Genomic DNA, 15,275 nt, shown 5'->3' on the forward strand with positions numbered 1-15,275 from the left:
AGATGTGTATAAGGGACAGGTACGGTCCCGTCAGGCGGCGGCGCATCCGGCGGCAGCACGGTCCGGCGCGGCGCCGGGCGCGAGCGCGAAGTCGAGTACGAGGCCGGCGGCGGCCGCGTGGGCGCCGGTCAAGCGGGTCCCTTCGGGCAGGTCGGGGATCTCGACGGTGCGCGGTGCCAGCTTGTCGGCGATCCCGGAGGCGCCGGGGAACCCGGACAGGGTCTCGACCGGCACCTGCCGGCCCAGCAGGCCGACCGTCGCGGGGGTGATGGTGACGCTGTTCTCGGTGGTGGACAGCTTCGTCACCACCGTCACGGGCAGGCCGCCCGCTCCCCCGGTGACGGTGAGGTGGCTGCCGTCGGTGCCCAGCTCCACGGCCTCGCCCTCATCGCCCATCTTCGCCGCCAGCTGCCCGTAGGCCACGGTCGCGGTGGCGCTCCCGCCTTCGGTGCGCCCGTCGGTGGAGACCCCGCGCAGCGTCGCGGCGAAGTCGACGTCGGTTCCCTGGTGGCGCACCCCCTGCGCGGTGACGCGGACCGTGCCGACCGTGCCGGTGAGCGCGCCGAGGCCGGCGAGGGGTCCCTCCAGCTCGACGTCCACGCCCTTGTCGGTGTCCAGGCGGCAGGCGACGGCCTCGGAGACCCGTCGCTCCACCGTGCCCTCCAGGTAGGAGTCGGCGGCGGCCGCGGCCGCCACGGCGAGGGTGAGCGCGCCGGCCGAAGCCAGCAGGAGGGTGCGACGACGTATCACTGTGCGGTGGTTCCGATCCGGGAGAGTACGGCGAAGGCCTGGGGCAGGAGTGCCCCCGGTGCCACGGCGAGGCCCGCGCTCCTGCGCTTGCGCAGGGTCTGCAGGACGGCCCGGCCCGCGGAGAGCACGCAATTGGCGATCACCGCGGCCTGGAGGTCGGCGTCGGGCGTGCCGGCCGGCAGCCGCCGCTGGACGAGGTCGGCGAACCGTCCCTCGAACTCGGCGAACTGCTGGGTCAGGCGCGCCCTGGCGCGTTCGCCGACCTCGTCGAAGGGGTGGGTGAGCGCGGTCAGGCTGCTGGCGGCGAAGTAGGCCACGGTGTCCAGGACCGCCCCTTGGGCGGCCTCCAGCGGGCCCTCGTGTTCCGGACGGGCGGCCAGGGCCCGCTCGATGCGGCCGAACAGCTCGCTGCTGTCGGGCAGCAGGACGTCTTCCTTGTTCTCGAAGTACCGGAAGAAGGTGCGCTCGGAGACGTTCACCTCGGCGGCGATCTCCGCGACCGTCGTCCCCATGAACCCCCGCTCGGCGAAGAGCCGGGCGGCGGCCGCGCGCAGCTCGCGGCGGGTCGCCTCCTTCTTGCGCTCGCGCAGCCCTGACTGCCCGGACGGCTCCGACTGCCCGGACGGTTGGTGGGGGGTGGCCATGGCGCCAGCATCCGATAAATCTGTCACCCATGTCAATTGACAGCCCTGCCAGTTTACTGCGTACGTCGTGTCAGTCCTGACACTTTCTCTGGACGCCCCATGGGTCCTCTCCCGCCTCCACCTCCGCCTCCACCTCCACCTCCGCCGCGACCGCGTTCCTCGGGCGCCAGGCCGTCGGTCCGGTGTACAGCGACGAGGTCAGCCTGCCGGGCAGCCGGTCCGGGGTCGCCGCCGAGTTGCTCGCCGAATCCGCCCCGCGGCGGCGGCGCCGGGCGGCAAGGTCGTCTTCCACGTCGGGTCGGGCACCGTCGCGGCGACGAGCAGCCGGCCGTCCGCGGTGGGCCGGAGCGTGGAGACGTCCGCGACCCCGGGGGTCCCGACGAGGGCCTCGCGGACCGCCTCGGAGACCTGGGGGGGCGGGCTCGGTGGCCTGCCGCAGGTCGATCACCACGGTGAACGGCCCGTTCGCGCCCGGCCCGAATCCGGGTCCCTGGGCCGCGGCGATCCGGCTACGGCGGAGACCTGGTGAACGTCGTGCGCGCCCCACCCGCGACAACACCCGGGCGGTGGGCAGCGGCCTGGCCCTGACGGGGCGGGTCATCTCCTGCGCCGCGCTGATCATGATCGCGGTCTTCCTGTCCTTCACGGGCTCGCCGGCCGCCGTCGTCAAAATGCTCGCGCTGGGGCTCGCGGTCAGCGTGATCCTCGACGCGACGGTCGTGCGCCTCGTGCTGGTCCCCTCGGTCATGTTCCTCACCGGGCGGGCCAACTGGCGGCTCCCCCGGGCCTTGGACCGGGTCCTGCCCCCGCCTCCACCGCTGACCCGGGTGGCCCGGCGCATGCCCCCGGGCGACCATGGAGTGCGGGGTCGGTCGGGGCCGGGCGCTGGGAGGCACCTGTGGCACACACCCGAACAACGGACGTGCTGATCGTGGGGGCGGGTCCGGTCGGACTGAGCGCGGCGGCGGAACTGCGCCGGCACGCCGTGCGGTGCCGTCTCGTCGAGCGGCTGGCGGCCCGCCTCCCGTACGCCAAGGCCGTCGGCATCCAGCCGCGCACCCTGGAGGTCTGGGACCGGATGGGCCTGGCCCGCACCGTCCTGGAGGCCGCCGTTCCGATGCGCGGCCAGCTGGTCTACGTCGACGGTCGGGAACGGGCCCGGTGGGAGGTCGCGTTGCCGCCCGAAGTCCCGTACCTGTTCGCGGCGCTGCCCCAGTACGAGACCGAGCGCATCCTCGAGGAGCACGTCGCCGGTCTGGGGACGGCCGTCGAACGCGGCACGGAACTGCTGTCGTTCACCCAGACCGAGGACGGGGTGACCGCGCTGCTGCGCACCGCCGCCGGAGCCGAGGAGGAGCTGCGCGCCCGGTACCTCATCGGCTGCGACGGGGCGCACAGCACCGTGCGCAAGGGGCTCGGCCTCTCGTACGAGGGCGGCGCCTTCCCCGAGGAGTACATGCTGGCCGACGTCGAGGCCGACTGGGACCTGCCGTACGGATACGGCGTCCGGTCCAGCCACCTCGCCGACGACGGTTCCACCGACGACGTGCTGGTCTGCATCCCGCTCCCCGGCAAGGGCCGCTACCGGATGTCGATGCTGGTCCCGCCCGAGCTCTCCGCGCGGGCGGCGGGCCGGGAATCCGCGCCGCCCACGTCGTCCGCGTCGTCCGCACCGTCCGTACCTGACGACGGTGTGCTGCACGGTCTGGAAGGCGGCACCGGGGACGGCGGCCGCGTCCCGCAGCTGTCCCACATCCAGGCCGTCGCCGACCGGCTCGCGCCCGTGCCCACCGTCCTCTCCCGGATGCGCTGGTCCTCCGTCTTCCGCATCAGCCACCGCATCGTCGACCGCTACGGCGAAGGGCGCGTCTTCGTCGCGGGGGACGCCGCCCACATCCATCCGCCCACCGGCGCCCAGGGCATGAACACCGGCATCCAGGACGCCTGCAACCTGGCCTGGAAGCTGGCCCTCGCAGTCCGGGGCGAGGCGGGGCCCGCGCTGCTCGCCGGCTACGACGCCGAGCGCCGCCCGGTCGGCGAGGAGGTCGTCGGCCGGACCGTCCGGCACGCGGCGCACGGCATCGAGGCCGACCCCGACGACCCGCTCACCGTCATGCTCCGCGAGGCCCAACTGCTCGTCGGCTACCGGGGCGGACCGCTCGCGGCCGCACCGTACGGCCCGGCCGCGGCGCCGCAGCCCGGCGACCGGGCCCCGGACTGCGCGGGACTGACCCGGCACGTCTCCGCGTACCCGTGGCGCCTGTTCGACGTCCTGCGCGGCCGCACCGCGCACGTGGCGCTCCTGTACTCGGCCGACGGCGCGGACCTGGCCGAGGCCGCAGAGGCCGCCGAGGCCGCCGACACGGTCCGGGCCGCTCGCGAAGACGGCACCGACCTCTCCGGCCGACCGCCCCGGGCGCCCTTCCTCGAAACCGTCGCCATCCTCGCGCCGCAGGCCCCGGCGGCCGCGGACGGGACCCTCTCCGTCCCCGGATACCTCGACGCGGCCGGTGAGTTCGCCCGCCTCTACCGCCCCGAGGGCCCGACCGGCTTCCTGGTGCGCCCGGACGGGTACCTGGCCGCCCGCTTCCCCCTCACCGGTACGGCGGCGGCCCTCTCCGGCTACCTGACGGCCCTGTCCGCGCCGAGCTGAACACCGTTCGGGAGAAGGAGTGTTCACCCCTCGCGGGAAAATGCCTGGCAGGCCGGGACGCGGGGCGATACCGTCACGGCGATGACCACTTACTCCCTCCTCAGATCGGGGGTCCCGTCCGCGCAAGGTGAGTGCTGATGCTCACTTCGAACGCGAACGGGGACTCCCGGCTTCCGCTCTGGCTGCGCGTGCGCGAGTACGCCGTGCCGCCGTCCATGATCGAGACTTCGACCGCACGCCGCTCCGCCGGAGACTGGGCCGGGGCGTGCGCGGCCGCACGCGTCGACGTCGATCTCGACCTCCGTACCGTGACCCGTACCCACGGCCGTGAACTCGCGGCCCTCGTCCGGGCCGATCTGCGCCGGCTGGCTCCCGACCTGCTGCGCTGGCACATGCCGAGGATCGCTCCCGACGGTCTGCTGCGCCCGGGCCTGACCGTCTCCCTGGCCCGGTACGCCGCCGGCGGGGGCGACGGCCACGGGGGCGACGGCGGACACCCGGTCCACCTCGTGGCCCGGACCCCGCCGGCCTGGGCGGACGCCGGGCAGCGGATCAGCCTCACCCTGTGGGACGGACCCCGTCCCGGGTCGGGCACCGGCGCCCATCCGCACCCCCACCCGCGTCCCGACCGGCGGTTCCGCCTCGACCTGCACCGCCACTTGTGGGACGCGCACCGGTCCGGCGAGCTGCGGACCCGCTCCGGGGCGGACCGGGACCGGGACCGGGACCTGGATCCGGACCGCGATCCGCTGGGGCTGGTGCCCCCCGGGCGCGGATGCGCCGTCGACCGGTGGTGCGCCGAGGCGGGCATCCTGCTGCGCGCCGAGGGGCGGACCACCGGGACCGTCACCGTACGGGTCGGGTCCCGCCACCGGCTGGACCTGGTGCTCTCCGCGGACGGTCGCGGCGACGGCCCGCCCGTCTGGAGGATCGCCGCGCCCTCGGGGACCCGCGGCGTCCCCGCCCTGCCGGTCCTGCCCGACGCGGCGACCTGGGTCCCGCCCGACCTGGAGCTCATCCGTGCCGGTCTGATCGGGGCCGACCGGCTGCACCCGCTGGTCGCCTCCGCGCTCGTACCGGAGCTCGTAGCGGACCTCGCGCCGGCCGGGGCGACCGCGGGCGGGGAACGGGCCGGACGGCCGCGCCTCGTGGAGTGCCGGGGAGCCCTGCACCGGATCGGGCAGGTCGACGGGGTGCTCGTCCCGCTGGACCACGGCCCGGACGAGATCCGGCGGGAGGGGCTGCTGGCCGCGCTGACCGGCGCACCGCTGCCCTGCCTGCGGGTGATCGACGAGACGCACCGCCGCCCCGACGGCCTCACCGAGGTCCGTGAACGCCTGGACCACGGCGACGCCGCCGGTGCGCTGGACGTCGTGGAAGGGCTGTTGGGCCCCGGGGCGCTGCTGCGCGACGGTCCGCTCCGGGACGAGCTGGAGACCGCCGCGCTCCGGGCGATCACCCACGGGCTGTTCCGGGCGGGCCTGGTCGGCCCCGGACCGGGCCGCATCCATGCGGGCGAGGCCCGTCCCCGCAACCACCGCTCGCGCCCGCGCACCACCCACTCACGCTGACCCGGCAGCGCCGGCTTCCCGGCGACTCCGCCCTGCCGCGCGCCCGTTCGGCGCGCCACGAAACCCACAGGTGATCACATATGACGCTGCGCGCCCCCTCCACCCCCCCCTCTCTTCTAACACTCTGACCCTGCCGACCCTCTCCTCCGTCTAGACCTCGCTTGGCGCGAGAAGGAGGGGGCGGAGCCAGGGGGAGCAGGGACCACGGGGACCGGAAGCGTTCCAGTCAAAGGAGACTGCGATGACAGAAGTGTGGAACCGCCGCGCCTTCCTCGCGGCGGTGGGTGGGGGTGTGGTGCTGCTCGGCACACCTTCCTTCCCCGCGAGCGCGGGGCCGGTGACCTCGGTTCACGCGGCCATGCGCGCGGTGTGGCAGGGCCTCGTCCTGGGTACCGAGTTCTCCGCCACGGCGGAGCCGTTCCGTACCCGGCTGGCGAAGCTGGGCGCGCAGGCCGGCCAGTGGCGGTCCTCGATGGCCCCGGCCACCGGTTCGCTCTGGCCCGACCAGGTCTTCACCACCGACCCCGAGTGGATGGCCCAGAGCTACTACCGGCTGCGGGGCATGGCGGAGGCCTACGTCCGGCCCGGCACCGGGCTCACCGGGGACGCCGGGCTGCTCACAGCCCTGCTGACCGGGCTGGACCACATGCACGCGCAGGTCTACAACGCCTCCCGGGCACGGTACGGAAACTGGTGGTGCTGGCAGATCGGCGCACCCCAGGCGCTGCTCGACATCTGTGTCCTGTTGTACGGCCGACTGACGGCCGCCCGCATCGCCGACTACTGCGCCGCCGTGGACCACTTCGTGCCGGACTCCACCGTCGGCTCGTACACCGGGACCAGCACCGGGGCGAACCGGGTGGACCTGTGCCGGGTGCTCGCACTGCGCGGGGTCGTCGGCGGGGACGACGCGAAGATCGCCCTGGCCCGGGACGCGCTCTCGCCGGTCTTCCCGTACGTCACCACCGGCGACGGGCTCTACCGGGACGGTTCCTTCATCCAGCATTCCTGGGTCGCCTACACCGGCTCGTACGGGTCGGTCATGCTCGGCGGACTGGGCATGCTGTTCGGTCTGTTGAAGGGGACCGCCTGGGAGGTCACGGATCCCGGGGCGCGGACCGTCTTCGACGCGGTGGAGCACGCGTGGGCGCCGTTCCTGTTCAACGGGCTGGTCATGGACGCGGTCTCGGGGCGGGCTCCGAGCCGGGGCGTCCAAGTGGCCGACCCGCTCCAGGTGCAGATGGACGACCACACCCGCGGGCACGCCATACTCGCCGCGATCCTGCTGCTCGGCGAGGGCGCCGGCAGCGCGGAGCGGGCCCGCTGGCGGGGGCTGGTGAAGGGGTGGACCGCCCGGGACTACTACAGCGCCCCGCTCGCGGACACCACCCAGTCGCTGTCCGCCCTGGCCCGGCTCGCCGAGGTCTCGGCGGACGCCTCGGTCACGGCCGTGGCCGAGCCGGTGGGGCACCGGCTGTTCTCCTCCATGGACCGGGCCACGCACCGGCGGCCGGCCTGGGCGGCTTCGCTGTCGATGGCCTCGAAGCGGATCGCCCACTACGAGACGGGCAACGGCGAGAACCTGCGCGGCTGGCACACCGGCAGCGGCATGCTCTCCTGGTGGGGCTCCACCTACGGCAACGGCCAGTACTCGGATGCGTTCTGGCCCACGGTGAACCCCTACAGACTGCCGGGCACCACCGTGTCGCGCAAAGCGCTGGCCGACGGCGCGGGCGGCGCCTGGGGGGCTTCTCGGCCGGACGCCACGTGGGTGGGCGGCACGACCGACGGGGAGTTCGCGTCGGTGGGCCAGCACCTGAAGGGGCTGGGGAGCACGCTCACGGCGCGCAAGTCCTGGTTCTTCCTCGACGACACGGTCGTCTGCCTGGGCGCGGGGATCACCGCCACCGACGGCACGGCGGTCGACTCGGTCATCGACAACCGGAACCTGGGCGCGAGCGGCACCCATGCGCTGACCGTCGGCGGCACGGTCCAGCCGGCCACCCTGGGCTGGACCGGCTCCTTTCCCGGGCCCGGCTGGGCCCACCTGGCGGGCTTCGGCGGGTATGTGATGTCGGGTTCGGGGACCTTCAGGGCGCTGCGGGAGGCCCGCACCGGCAAGTGGAGCGACATCAACCGCAGTGCGTCCGGCACGGCGCTGACCCGGCGCTATCTGACCCTCTGGTACGACCACGGCACGGATCCGGTCGGCGGCGGCTACGTCTACCAGCTGATGCCGGGCGCCACGGCCGCCCAGACCTCGGCACGGGCCGCCGCGACGGGATGGCTGACAGTGCTCGCCAACACCGTCACCGCCCAGGGGGTGTCGGTCGGCTCGCTCGGGTTCACCGGGATCAACTTCTGGCAGGCCGCGACGGTCGGCGCGGTGCAGGCGAGCGCACCGTGTTCGGTGACGGTGCGCGAGCGCGGAGACGGCACGGCGGTGGTGTGCGTATCGGATCCGACGCGCACGCTGACGGCACTGACCCTGGTGTGGAACCGGCCCGTCGCCCAAGTCCTCTCGCAGCCGGGCAGCGTGGTCTCGGCGGCCACGGGGACGCGGCTGCAGCTCGGCTTCGGCAGTCTCACCGCCCTGGAGGGGGCCGGCCAGGAGGTGGTGGTGCGACTGGGGTGACCTCCGGCACCGCTCCGCGGCGGTGGCGTCCCGGGATGACCCGGGCTGATCCGGGCTGATCCGGCTGATCCGGGCTGATCCGGCTGATCCAGGCGGGGACGGCCCGCGGGGCGGAAAAAACTGGGGCCACGGGGTGACATAACGTGACCTCCATGGATCAGGAGCACATGGCCGTGGACGGCGAAGGCGCGGGCAGGCGGCGGTTCCTCGCCCTGGCGACGGGGGCGGCGGCCACCGCCGCCGGGCTGGGGGCCGTGGCCGGCTGCGCGGGCGGGGCCGCCGACGGAACGGACGGAGCGGACGGGGCGGGGCCCGGCGAAAGCCCCGAGCCGTCCGGCTCGCCGGACAAGGACGGGCCGCACGGCTTCGACGTCAAGGCCGAGAACGCCCGGCCGGGCAACGCCGACTGGCAGGTGGCCAAGGCCGGTCCGGCGCGGGCCATCGAGGGCTTCGCCGACAAGGTCAGCGTCCTGCCCGGCGAGTCCTTCGGCCTGCACGTCTCCACCACCGCGCCCCGGTTCACCGTCTCCGCCTACCGGATGGGCTGGTACGGCGGTGCCCGCGCCCGTCTGGTCTGGCGCTCCGAGGCCCTGCCCGGCGTACGGCAGCCCGACCACACGGTGGACACCGCGACCCGGATGGTCCGCACCCGATGGGCCCGCAGCACCACCGTCGAGACCAAGGACTGGCCCGAGGGCTGCTACCTGCTGCGGCTCGACGCGCAGGGCGGCGAGGGCCAGCGGTTCGTGCCCGTCACCGTGCGGTCCGCCGCCACGACCGGGCGGACCGTCGTCGTCAACGCGGTGGCGACCTGGCAGGCGTACAACCGGTGGGGCGGCTACGGCAGCTACGACGGCCCCAGCGGCGGATACGCCGCGCGCTCGCTCTCCGTGACCTTCGGCCGCCCCTACGAGTACGACGACGGCGCGGGCCTGTTCCTCGTGTACGAGGCGCCGCTGCTCGCGCTCGCCGAGCAGCTCGGCATACCCCTGGCGTACACCACGACCACCGACGTGGCCCGCGAGAAGCGGCTGCTGGAGGGGGCCTCGGCGGTGCTCTCCCTGGGGCACGACGAGTACTGGTCCCCGGAGCAGCGCGCGCACTTCACGACCGCCCGCGACGCCGGGACCAACATCGCGATCCTCGGCGCGAACTGCTGCTACCGCCGGATCCGGCTGGAGGCCTCCGACCTCGGACCGGACCGCACCGTGGTCTGCTACAAGTCCTCCTACGACCAGGACCCCGGATTCAAACGCGGCCACCCGGCGACCGTCGACTTCCGCTCCCCGCCGGCCGCCGACCCGGAGAGCTCCCTGCTCGGCGTGATCTACGACGGCTACCCGGTGGACGCCCCGTACGTCGTGACCAATCCGGGGCACTGGCTCTTCGAGGGGACCGGGGCGAAGGCCGGCGACAGCTTCCCGCATCTGGTGGGGGTGGAGTACGACAAGGTCAACACCGGTTTCACGACTCCGCGTCCCCTCGAGATACTGGCCCACTCCCCCGTGGTCTGCGACGGCCGTCCCAGCCACCAGGACACGGCGTACTACACGGCGGCGAGCGGCGCCGCCGTCTTCGCGACCGGGACCATGCGCTGGGTGGAGGCCCTCGACGCGACGGGTGACGGCCGCGGCGGCGGCAACCACGGCCTCGACGCGCGCTCGGGCGCCCTGACCAGGCGCGTGACGGAGAACCTGCTCCGCGCCTTCGCCGCCGGCCCGGCCGGACGGACGCATCCGGCGCAGGACAACGTGAAGGCGGTGTACGGGGGTTCCGGCTCGTGAAGCCCGCCCGGTCCACCGAAAGGGGCTGGACCAGACCCGTAAGGGATGTTTAGGATCATGTCGCGGCATCGCGTGTCGGTCACCGGCCGGGTGAGACATGGAGGTGCCGAGACATGCCTTTCGGAGGCATTCACCCATGGCTGTTCAGCTGAACCACACGATCATCCACTCCCACGACCACCGGGAGTCGGCCGAGTTCCTGGCGTACTTCCTCGACCTGGAGGTCGGAGCCCCCTGGGGCCCCTTCATTCCCGTCGAGATCGCCAACGGCGTCACCCTGGACTTCGCGACCATCCCGGCCGAGTCCATCACGGCGCAGCACTACGCGTTCCTCGTCTCCGAGGCCGAGTTCGACGAGGCCTTCGAGAAGATCAAGCGGGCGAAACTCACCTACTTCGCCGACCCGCACGGTCTGCGCCCCGGCGAGATCAACCACAACGACGGCGGCCGCGGCGTGTACTTCCAGGACCCGTCGGGCCACGGCATGGAACTGATCACCCGCCCGTACGGCGGCTTCAAGGAATAAGGACCGAGGAGCAACCGGAGCTGCCGGGCCACCGCACAACGGGCCCGGCAGCCCGGCGGCCCCGCGGCTCAGTCCAGCATGCGCCACATGACCGCCTCGGGCAGCGCCGGGTTCCGCGCCGCCGCCTCCGCCGTCTCCTCGGCTCCGAGCAGCCCGGCCAGCGCGGGCCCCGGCAGCCGCGGATGCCGGGCGGCGAGCGTGCGGACGGACCCGTCCGGGTCGTCGAGCAGCCGCAGCACCGACTCCGCGGACAGCCTGGGGTCGGTCGCCGACCGGCCCCGGACCTCCTCGTCCCCGTCCCGGCTGAAGCGTTCCACCAGCTCCGGCGTCGAGTCCGGGTCGTCCAGCGCGAGCTGGCGCAGCCGCCGGTTCGGGTCGTCGGCGTGGCGGAGCAGGTCCCGACCGGGGAAGTTCGGGTGGCCGTAGGGGCGGTTGGGCGTGGAGAGGCTCCCGGTCCACCAGTTCCAGACCTCCAGCAGCATCGCCGCCGGCGCGTCGTCGCAGTGCTCGGCGAGGAAGAGCCGCACGACCCGGTCCTCGTCCCGGGCGAGGCGCTCCGCGACATCGGGCGGCAGCCGCCGGGCCGTCGCCACGCCGGCGCGCAGCACCGGATGGACCGAAGCGGCGAGCCGCCGCATCGCTTCGGGGTCCTCGTGCAGGGCCGTCACCCACGGGACGGACCTCCGCATCCCGCTCAGCTCCAGGCCGGCGAGCAGGCCGGCCCGCCGCTCCTCCGTCAGCTCGGGCCGCACCGACACGGCGTGACGTACGTCGTGGTCCGGATCCGCGGCGAGAACGGCCACCAGTTCCGGTTCCAGGTACGGGTTCCCCGCGAGCCCGCGGCGCACGGCGGGGTCCCCGTCCGCGCAGATCCGGGCGGCGAGGTCCCGGTCCAGCCGTCGGGTCTCCACCAGGCCGTGGCGCGCGGCCATGCCGTCGAGGAGCTCGCCCGTGACCGGGACCTCCTCGTGCCGGGCCAGCGCGACCGCCGTCCGCACCGCCTCGGCGGGGTCGCCGGCCAGCCGGGCCCGGACCTCGTGGCCGAACCCCGCCCAGCCCGCCCCGCAGGCCGCCGCGCGCACGGACGGGGCCGGATCGCGGGCCAGTGCGCCGAGCAGCCGATCCGGCATGCCGTGCAGGCTCGCGGCGTCCGCCCTGACCGCGTCGGAGGCGGCGCCCGCCAGCGCTTCGTACGCCTCCTCCGTCAGCCGCGCCCGGGCGACCTCGACCGCGTCGACCGCCAGCCAGTACATCCGCTGGGAGTTCGGCTCCGCGAGCACGAGCCGGGACCACTGGTCGGCCGTGAACCCGACACAGGTGCGGGTGCCGGTCCGGGAGAAGCCCAGCGTGGTGCCCCGGTGTTCGGCGAACCCGGCGCGCAGCTTCGGGTCCGGGTGGGCGATCACCGCCTCCAGCACGGCCTGCGGCAGGTCCGGCCGGTACGACAGCCGGCCGCTGATGCCGATCAGCCCCACCAGGATCCCGTCGGGCGCGGAGCGGTTCATGCTCAGGCCCTCCAGCCGGGAACGGCGGAGCCGCTCCCCCGCCGCTTCCCCGAACCGCAGCCCGTCCCAGACCGCCGCGTCAGTGCCCCGCTCGTTCCCCATCCTCCGGAACATAGACGATGTTCGGAACCCCTGCCGTCGGGTGGCTGCCCACCCGGGTGCGGACCCCGTAGACCTCGGTCAGCAGGGCCTCCGTCAGCACCTGCGCCGGGGTGCCCGAGGCGGCCACCCGGCCGTCCGCCAGGACGTAGAGGCGGTCGCAGTACATCGCCGCGAGGTTGAGGTCGTGCAGGACCAGCAGGGCCGTTGCCGGCAGGGCGCGGACCAGCCCGAGGATCTCCAGTTGGTAGCGGATGTCCAGGTGGTTGGTCGGCTCGTCGAGGGCGAGCAGGCCGGGGTCCTGGACGAGCGCGCGGGCCACCAGGGCGCGCTGGCGCTCGCCGCCGGAGAGCTCGTCGAACCGCCGCCCCGCGAGGGCGGCCGCCCCCACGGTCTCCAGGGCCTCGCCGACACGGCGCGCGTCCTCGGGACCGTCCTGCTCCCAGAACCTCTTGTGCGGGCTGCGCCCCATGGCCACCACTTCCCGCACGGTGAGGCCGAAGGCGCCGGCCGCGTCCTGGGGAACGACCGCCACCCGCCGGGCGCGGTCCTTGACGCCCAGCGATGCCGTGTCCGCGCCGTCCAGCAGCACGCGCCCGCCGGTCGGGCGCAGGGTGCCGTAGACGCAGCGCAGCAGCGTCGTCTTGCCGCTGCCGTTGGGCCCGACCACGCCGACCGTCTCGCCGGGGCGGGCGGTGAGGTCGATTCCGTGCAGCAGCGGCTGCCCGTCGATCTCGTAACGGACGGCTTCGACGGCGAGTTCCGCGGGCCCCGCCGCAGGCCCCGCCCCAGGCCCCGTCTTCGGGCCCGCCTTCCGTCCGACCGTCATCCCACGACCCCTTCGGTACGGGTGGAGCGGCGCAGCATCCACAGGAAGAACGGCCCGCCGACGAGCGCGGTGACCACGCCGACGGGGATCTCCTCCGGCGCGGCGACGGTACGGGCGGCCAGGTCGGCCAGGGTCAGGAACACCGCCCCGCCCACCGCGGCCACGGGCAGCAGCGCCCTGTGCCCGGCGCCGACGGCCATGCGGGCGGCGTGCGGAACCATCAGCCCCACGAAGCCGATCGCCCCGCTGTAGGCCACGAGCACCCCGATGACGAGCGAGGTGAGGACGAAGACGGCGGCCCGGAACCGCCCGGTGTCCAGGCCGAGCGTGTGCGCGCCCTCCTCGCCGGCGAGCAGCAGGTCGAGCGGCCGGGCCAGGGCGACGAGCAGGCCGGTGCCGAGGACCAGGGCGGCCGCGGGCAGGGCCAGCTCGCCCCAGCGGGCCCCGCCGAGACCGCCGAGGGTCCAGAACAGCACGCTGCGGATCTGGTCGGGGTGCGCGGCCAGTACCAGGACCAGGCTGGTCAGGGCGGACAGGATGTACTGGACGGCGACTCCGGCGAGGATCAGCCGGCCGGTGGTCATGGCGCCGCCCCGCCGGGCCATCGCGTAGACGGCGACGAGCGCGCCCATCGATCCGGCGAAGGCGGCGAGCGGCACGGCGGCCCCGCCCGCGAAGCCGAGGATCCCCGCGCCGAAGACGATCACCAGGACCGCGCCGGCCGAGGCCCCGGAGGAGGCCCCGAGCAGGAACGGGTCCGCGAGCGGGTTGCGCACGAGGGCCTGCAGCACGGCTCCCGCGACGGCGAGCCCGGCGCCGACGACGGTGCCGAGGAGCACGCGCGGCATCCGGACGTCCCACACGATGGCGCCGAAGGCACCGCCGCCCGTGCCCGGCGCCGGTCCGGCGAGCAGGACGTCGAGCACCTGGCCCGGGGGGATCCGCACCGGCCCCAGGGCCAGCCCGGCCACGGCGGAGACGGCGAGCGCGGCGGCGAGTACGGCGAGGGTCACCGAGGTCCGGATCGCACGGGGCGTGCGGATCGTACGGGGCGTGCGGCGCGTGCGGTGCGCCCTCACGCGGGGTCGGGGTCGGGGTGGAGCTGGGAGCCCAGCGACTCGACGGCGTCGGCGACCCGCACCCCGAGCACGGCGGAGGAGAGCGGGAGCACCACGAACCGCCGGTTCTTGACCGCGGGAACCCGCGCCAGCGCCGGGTCGTTCAACAGACGCTGCTTCTTGGCTTCGACGGTGGTGCCGCCGTAGTCGTAGATGAGGACGACCTCGGGCGCCCGCTCGATGACCTTCTCCCACGACACATCGCCGAAGGTGTCCTGGAGGTCGGCGAACACGTTCGTCCCGCCCGCCAGGGAGATGATCTCGCTGCCGATGCCGTTGCCCCCCGAGGTGAAGGCGGAGGCGTCGCCCGAGTCGTAGACGAAGACGCCGGGCTTGGCCTTGTCCTTCACCCGCGCGGTGACGGCGTCGATGCGGCGCTGCTCGTCGGCGATGAGCCTGTCGCCGCGCTCGGGCACGCCGAAAGTGCGCGCCACCTCGGTGATCTCGGTCTTGAGCTGGTTCAGGCCGACGGGCCCGTCCGTGCAGTACTCCACGCTGAGCCGGGAGTCGATGCCGGATTTCGCGAGCCCCTCGCGGTCGCGGCCCTGCGCCTTGTCGAAGGCGCTGGAGTAACCCCCGTACACGAAGTCCGGGTTGGCGCCGAGCAGAACCTCCTTGGAGGGGTACTCCTTCGCCAGGACCTTGATCTTGTCGTAGGCCGGCCGGTAGGCGGGCAGCACCGCGTCGTCGAGATAGGCGGTCCCGGCCATCCTGTCCTCCAGCCCGAGGGCGAGGAGCAGCTCGGTGGCGTGCTGGTTCATGGTCACGGCCCGCCGCGGGGGCACCTGATAGGTGCTGCTGACACCGCAGTTGGCGACGGTGTACGGGTACCCGGGCGCGGCGCCCGCCCCCTCGGCCGCCCCCTTCGCCCCGGGTGGTCCCCCGCACGCGGCGAGGGTGATCAGGAGCGGGACGGGTACGAGTGCGCGCAGCAGGGCGCGGGGGTACGACGGCACGGCGAGGCCTCTCCGGGGGATCCGCGTCCCCTGGTCGAACGGTCGAATCGAAGAGGCGGTGCGTCAGTGTCTGACTCCCGGCGCCCGCGGGGCTCCGGTCACAGTGGCGGGACCGCACCGGATTCGCACCGGTTTCCTGTCCTGCACCGCCTGGATAACTCGGACGATTCTGCCAGACGGGTGACCCCGGCCGACGCCCGCACCC

Annotated in this window: 12 protein-coding genes, 1 pseudogene and 1 riboswitch; of the genes and pseudogenes, 6 read left to right on the forward strand and 7 right to left on the reverse strand. The window is 74.2% G+C overall.

Features of this window, described 5'->3' with window-relative positions:
• Positions 1-30: 30 nt before the first annotated feature.
• The 3 genes from DRB96_RS38475 to DRB96_RS43435 all read right to left on the reverse strand — a co-directional run bounded on the left by DRB96_RS38475 (position 31) and on the right by DRB96_RS43435 (position 1,686).
• Entirely contained in the window at positions 31-750 is a 720-nt protein-coding gene (locus tag DRB96_RS38475; protein WP_162688902.1) for an LmeA family phospholipid-binding protein, read from the reverse strand.
• A complete protein-coding gene (locus tag DRB96_RS38480; RefSeq protein WP_112452566.1) occupies positions 747-1,394 on the reverse strand; it encodes a TetR family transcriptional regulator in 648 nt (215 codons plus the stop codon). Before DRB96_RS38480 ends, DRB96_RS38475 begins: the two co-directional genes overlap by 4 nt.
• Positions 1,395-1,464: 70 nt before the next feature.
• On the reverse strand, positions 1,465-1,686 hold the full coding sequence (locus tag DRB96_RS43435) for a hypothetical protein (protein WP_162688413.1): 222 nt from the start codon (positions 1,684-1,686) through the stop codon (positions 1,465-1,467).
• Positions 1,687-1,945: 259 nt separating this feature from the next.
• Here DRB96_RS43435 and DRB96_RS45475 point away from each other — a divergent pair.
• From DRB96_RS45475 to DRB96_RS38510, 6 genes and pseudogenes are all read left to right on the forward strand, one after another.
• A pseudogene (locus tag DRB96_RS45475) lies at positions 1,946-2,323 on the forward strand (MMPL family transporter); the annotation flags it as partial.
• Entirely contained in the window at positions 2,293-4,047 is a 1,755-nt protein-coding gene (locus tag DRB96_RS38490) for an FAD-dependent monooxygenase (protein ID WP_112452568.1), read from the forward strand. The pseudogene DRB96_RS45475 and the gene DRB96_RS38490, both read left to right, overlap by 31 nt.
• A 137-nt stretch (positions 4,048-4,184) precedes the next feature.
• Complete coding sequence (locus DRB96_RS38495; protein ID WP_112452569.1) at positions 4,185-5,618, forward strand: hypothetical protein; 1,434 nt, start codon at positions 4,185-4,187, stop codon at positions 5,616-5,618.
• 241 nt (positions 5,619-5,859) lie between these two features.
• Entirely contained in the window at positions 5,860-8,253 is a 2,394-nt protein-coding gene (locus DRB96_RS38500; RefSeq protein ID WP_112452570.1) for a polysaccharide lyase 8 family protein, read from the forward strand.
• A 152-nt stretch (positions 8,254-8,405) separates the two neighbouring features.
• On the forward strand, positions 8,406-10,037 hold the full coding sequence (locus tag DRB96_RS38505; protein ID WP_239516578.1) for a N,N-dimethylformamidase beta subunit family domain-containing protein: 1,632 nt from the start codon (positions 8,406-8,408) through the stop codon (positions 10,035-10,037).
• 136 nt (positions 10,038-10,173) lie between these two features.
• Positions 10,174-10,563 (forward strand): VOC family protein, encoded by a 390-nt coding sequence (locus DRB96_RS38510; protein ID WP_112452571.1) that lies wholly within the window; start codon positions 10,174-10,176, stop codon positions 10,561-10,563.
• Between the two features lie 68 nt (positions 10,564-10,631).
• Here the strand turns inward: DRB96_RS38510 and DRB96_RS38515 are convergent, their stop codons facing one another.
• From DRB96_RS38515 to DRB96_RS38530, 4 genes are all read right to left on the reverse strand, one after another.
• A complete protein-coding gene (locus tag DRB96_RS38515) occupies positions 10,632-12,170 on the reverse strand; it encodes a PE-PGRS family protein (RefSeq protein ID WP_112452572.1) in 1,539 nt (512 codons plus the stop codon).
• Positions 12,148-12,996: an ABC transporter ATP-binding protein gene (locus DRB96_RS38520; RefSeq protein WP_112452573.1), complete on the reverse strand. Its 849-nt coding sequence runs from the start codon at positions 12,994-12,996 to the stop codon at positions 12,148-12,150. Before DRB96_RS38520 ends, DRB96_RS38515 begins: the two co-directional genes overlap by 23 nt.
• Entirely contained in the window at positions 12,993-14,009 is a 1,017-nt protein-coding gene (locus DRB96_RS38525) for an iron ABC transporter permease (protein WP_239517820.1), read from the reverse strand. The genes DRB96_RS38520 and DRB96_RS38525 overlap by 4 nt, the downstream gene beginning before the upstream one ends.
• A gap of 62 nt (positions 14,010-14,071) precedes the next feature.
• On the reverse strand, positions 14,072-15,070 hold the full coding sequence (locus DRB96_RS38530) for an ABC transporter substrate-binding protein (protein ID WP_112452575.1): 999 nt from the start codon (positions 15,068-15,070) through the stop codon (positions 14,072-14,074).
• A 44-nt stretch (positions 15,071-15,114) separates the two neighbouring features.
• Positions 15,115-15,247, reverse strand: a riboswitch (cobalamin riboswitch).
• Positions 15,248-15,275 lie beyond the last annotated feature (28 nt).

Origin of the sequence: Streptomyces sp. ICC1 (genome assembly GCF_003287935.1) — a bacterium.
GTDB classification, from domain to species: Bacteria; Actinomycetota; Actinomycetes; order Streptomycetales; family Streptomycetaceae; genus Streptomyces; species Streptomyces tritrimontium.

Bases quoted from the DNA above. Each gene is read 5' to 3' on its own strand.
- DRB96_RS38480 (WP_112452566.1), bottom strand. From the start codon at position 1,394: ATGGCCACCCCCCACCAACCGTCCGGGCAGTCGGAGCCGTCCGGGCAG.
- DRB96_RS38495 (WP_112452569.1), top strand. From the start codon at position 4,185: ATGCTCACTTCGAACGCGAACGGGGACTCCCGGCTTCCGCTCTGGCTG.
- DRB96_RS38500 (WP_112452570.1), top strand. From the start codon at position 5,860: ATGACAGAAGTGTGGAACCGCCGCGCCTTCCTCGCGGCGGTGGGTGGG.
- DRB96_RS38505 (WP_239516578.1), top strand. From the start codon at position 8,406: ATGGATCAGGAGCACATGGCCGTGGACGGCGAAGGCGCGGGCAGGCGG.
- DRB96_RS38510 (WP_112452571.1), top strand. From the start codon at position 10,174: ATGGCTGTTCAGCTGAACCACACGATCATCCACTCCCACGACCACCGG.
- DRB96_RS38515 (WP_112452572.1), bottom strand. From the start codon at position 12,170: ATGGGGAACGAGCGGGGCACTGACGCGGCGGTCTGGGACGGGCTGCGG.
- DRB96_RS38520 (WP_112452573.1), bottom strand. From the start codon at position 12,996: ATGACGGTCGGACGGAAGGCGGGCCCGAAGACGGGGCCTGGGGCGGGG.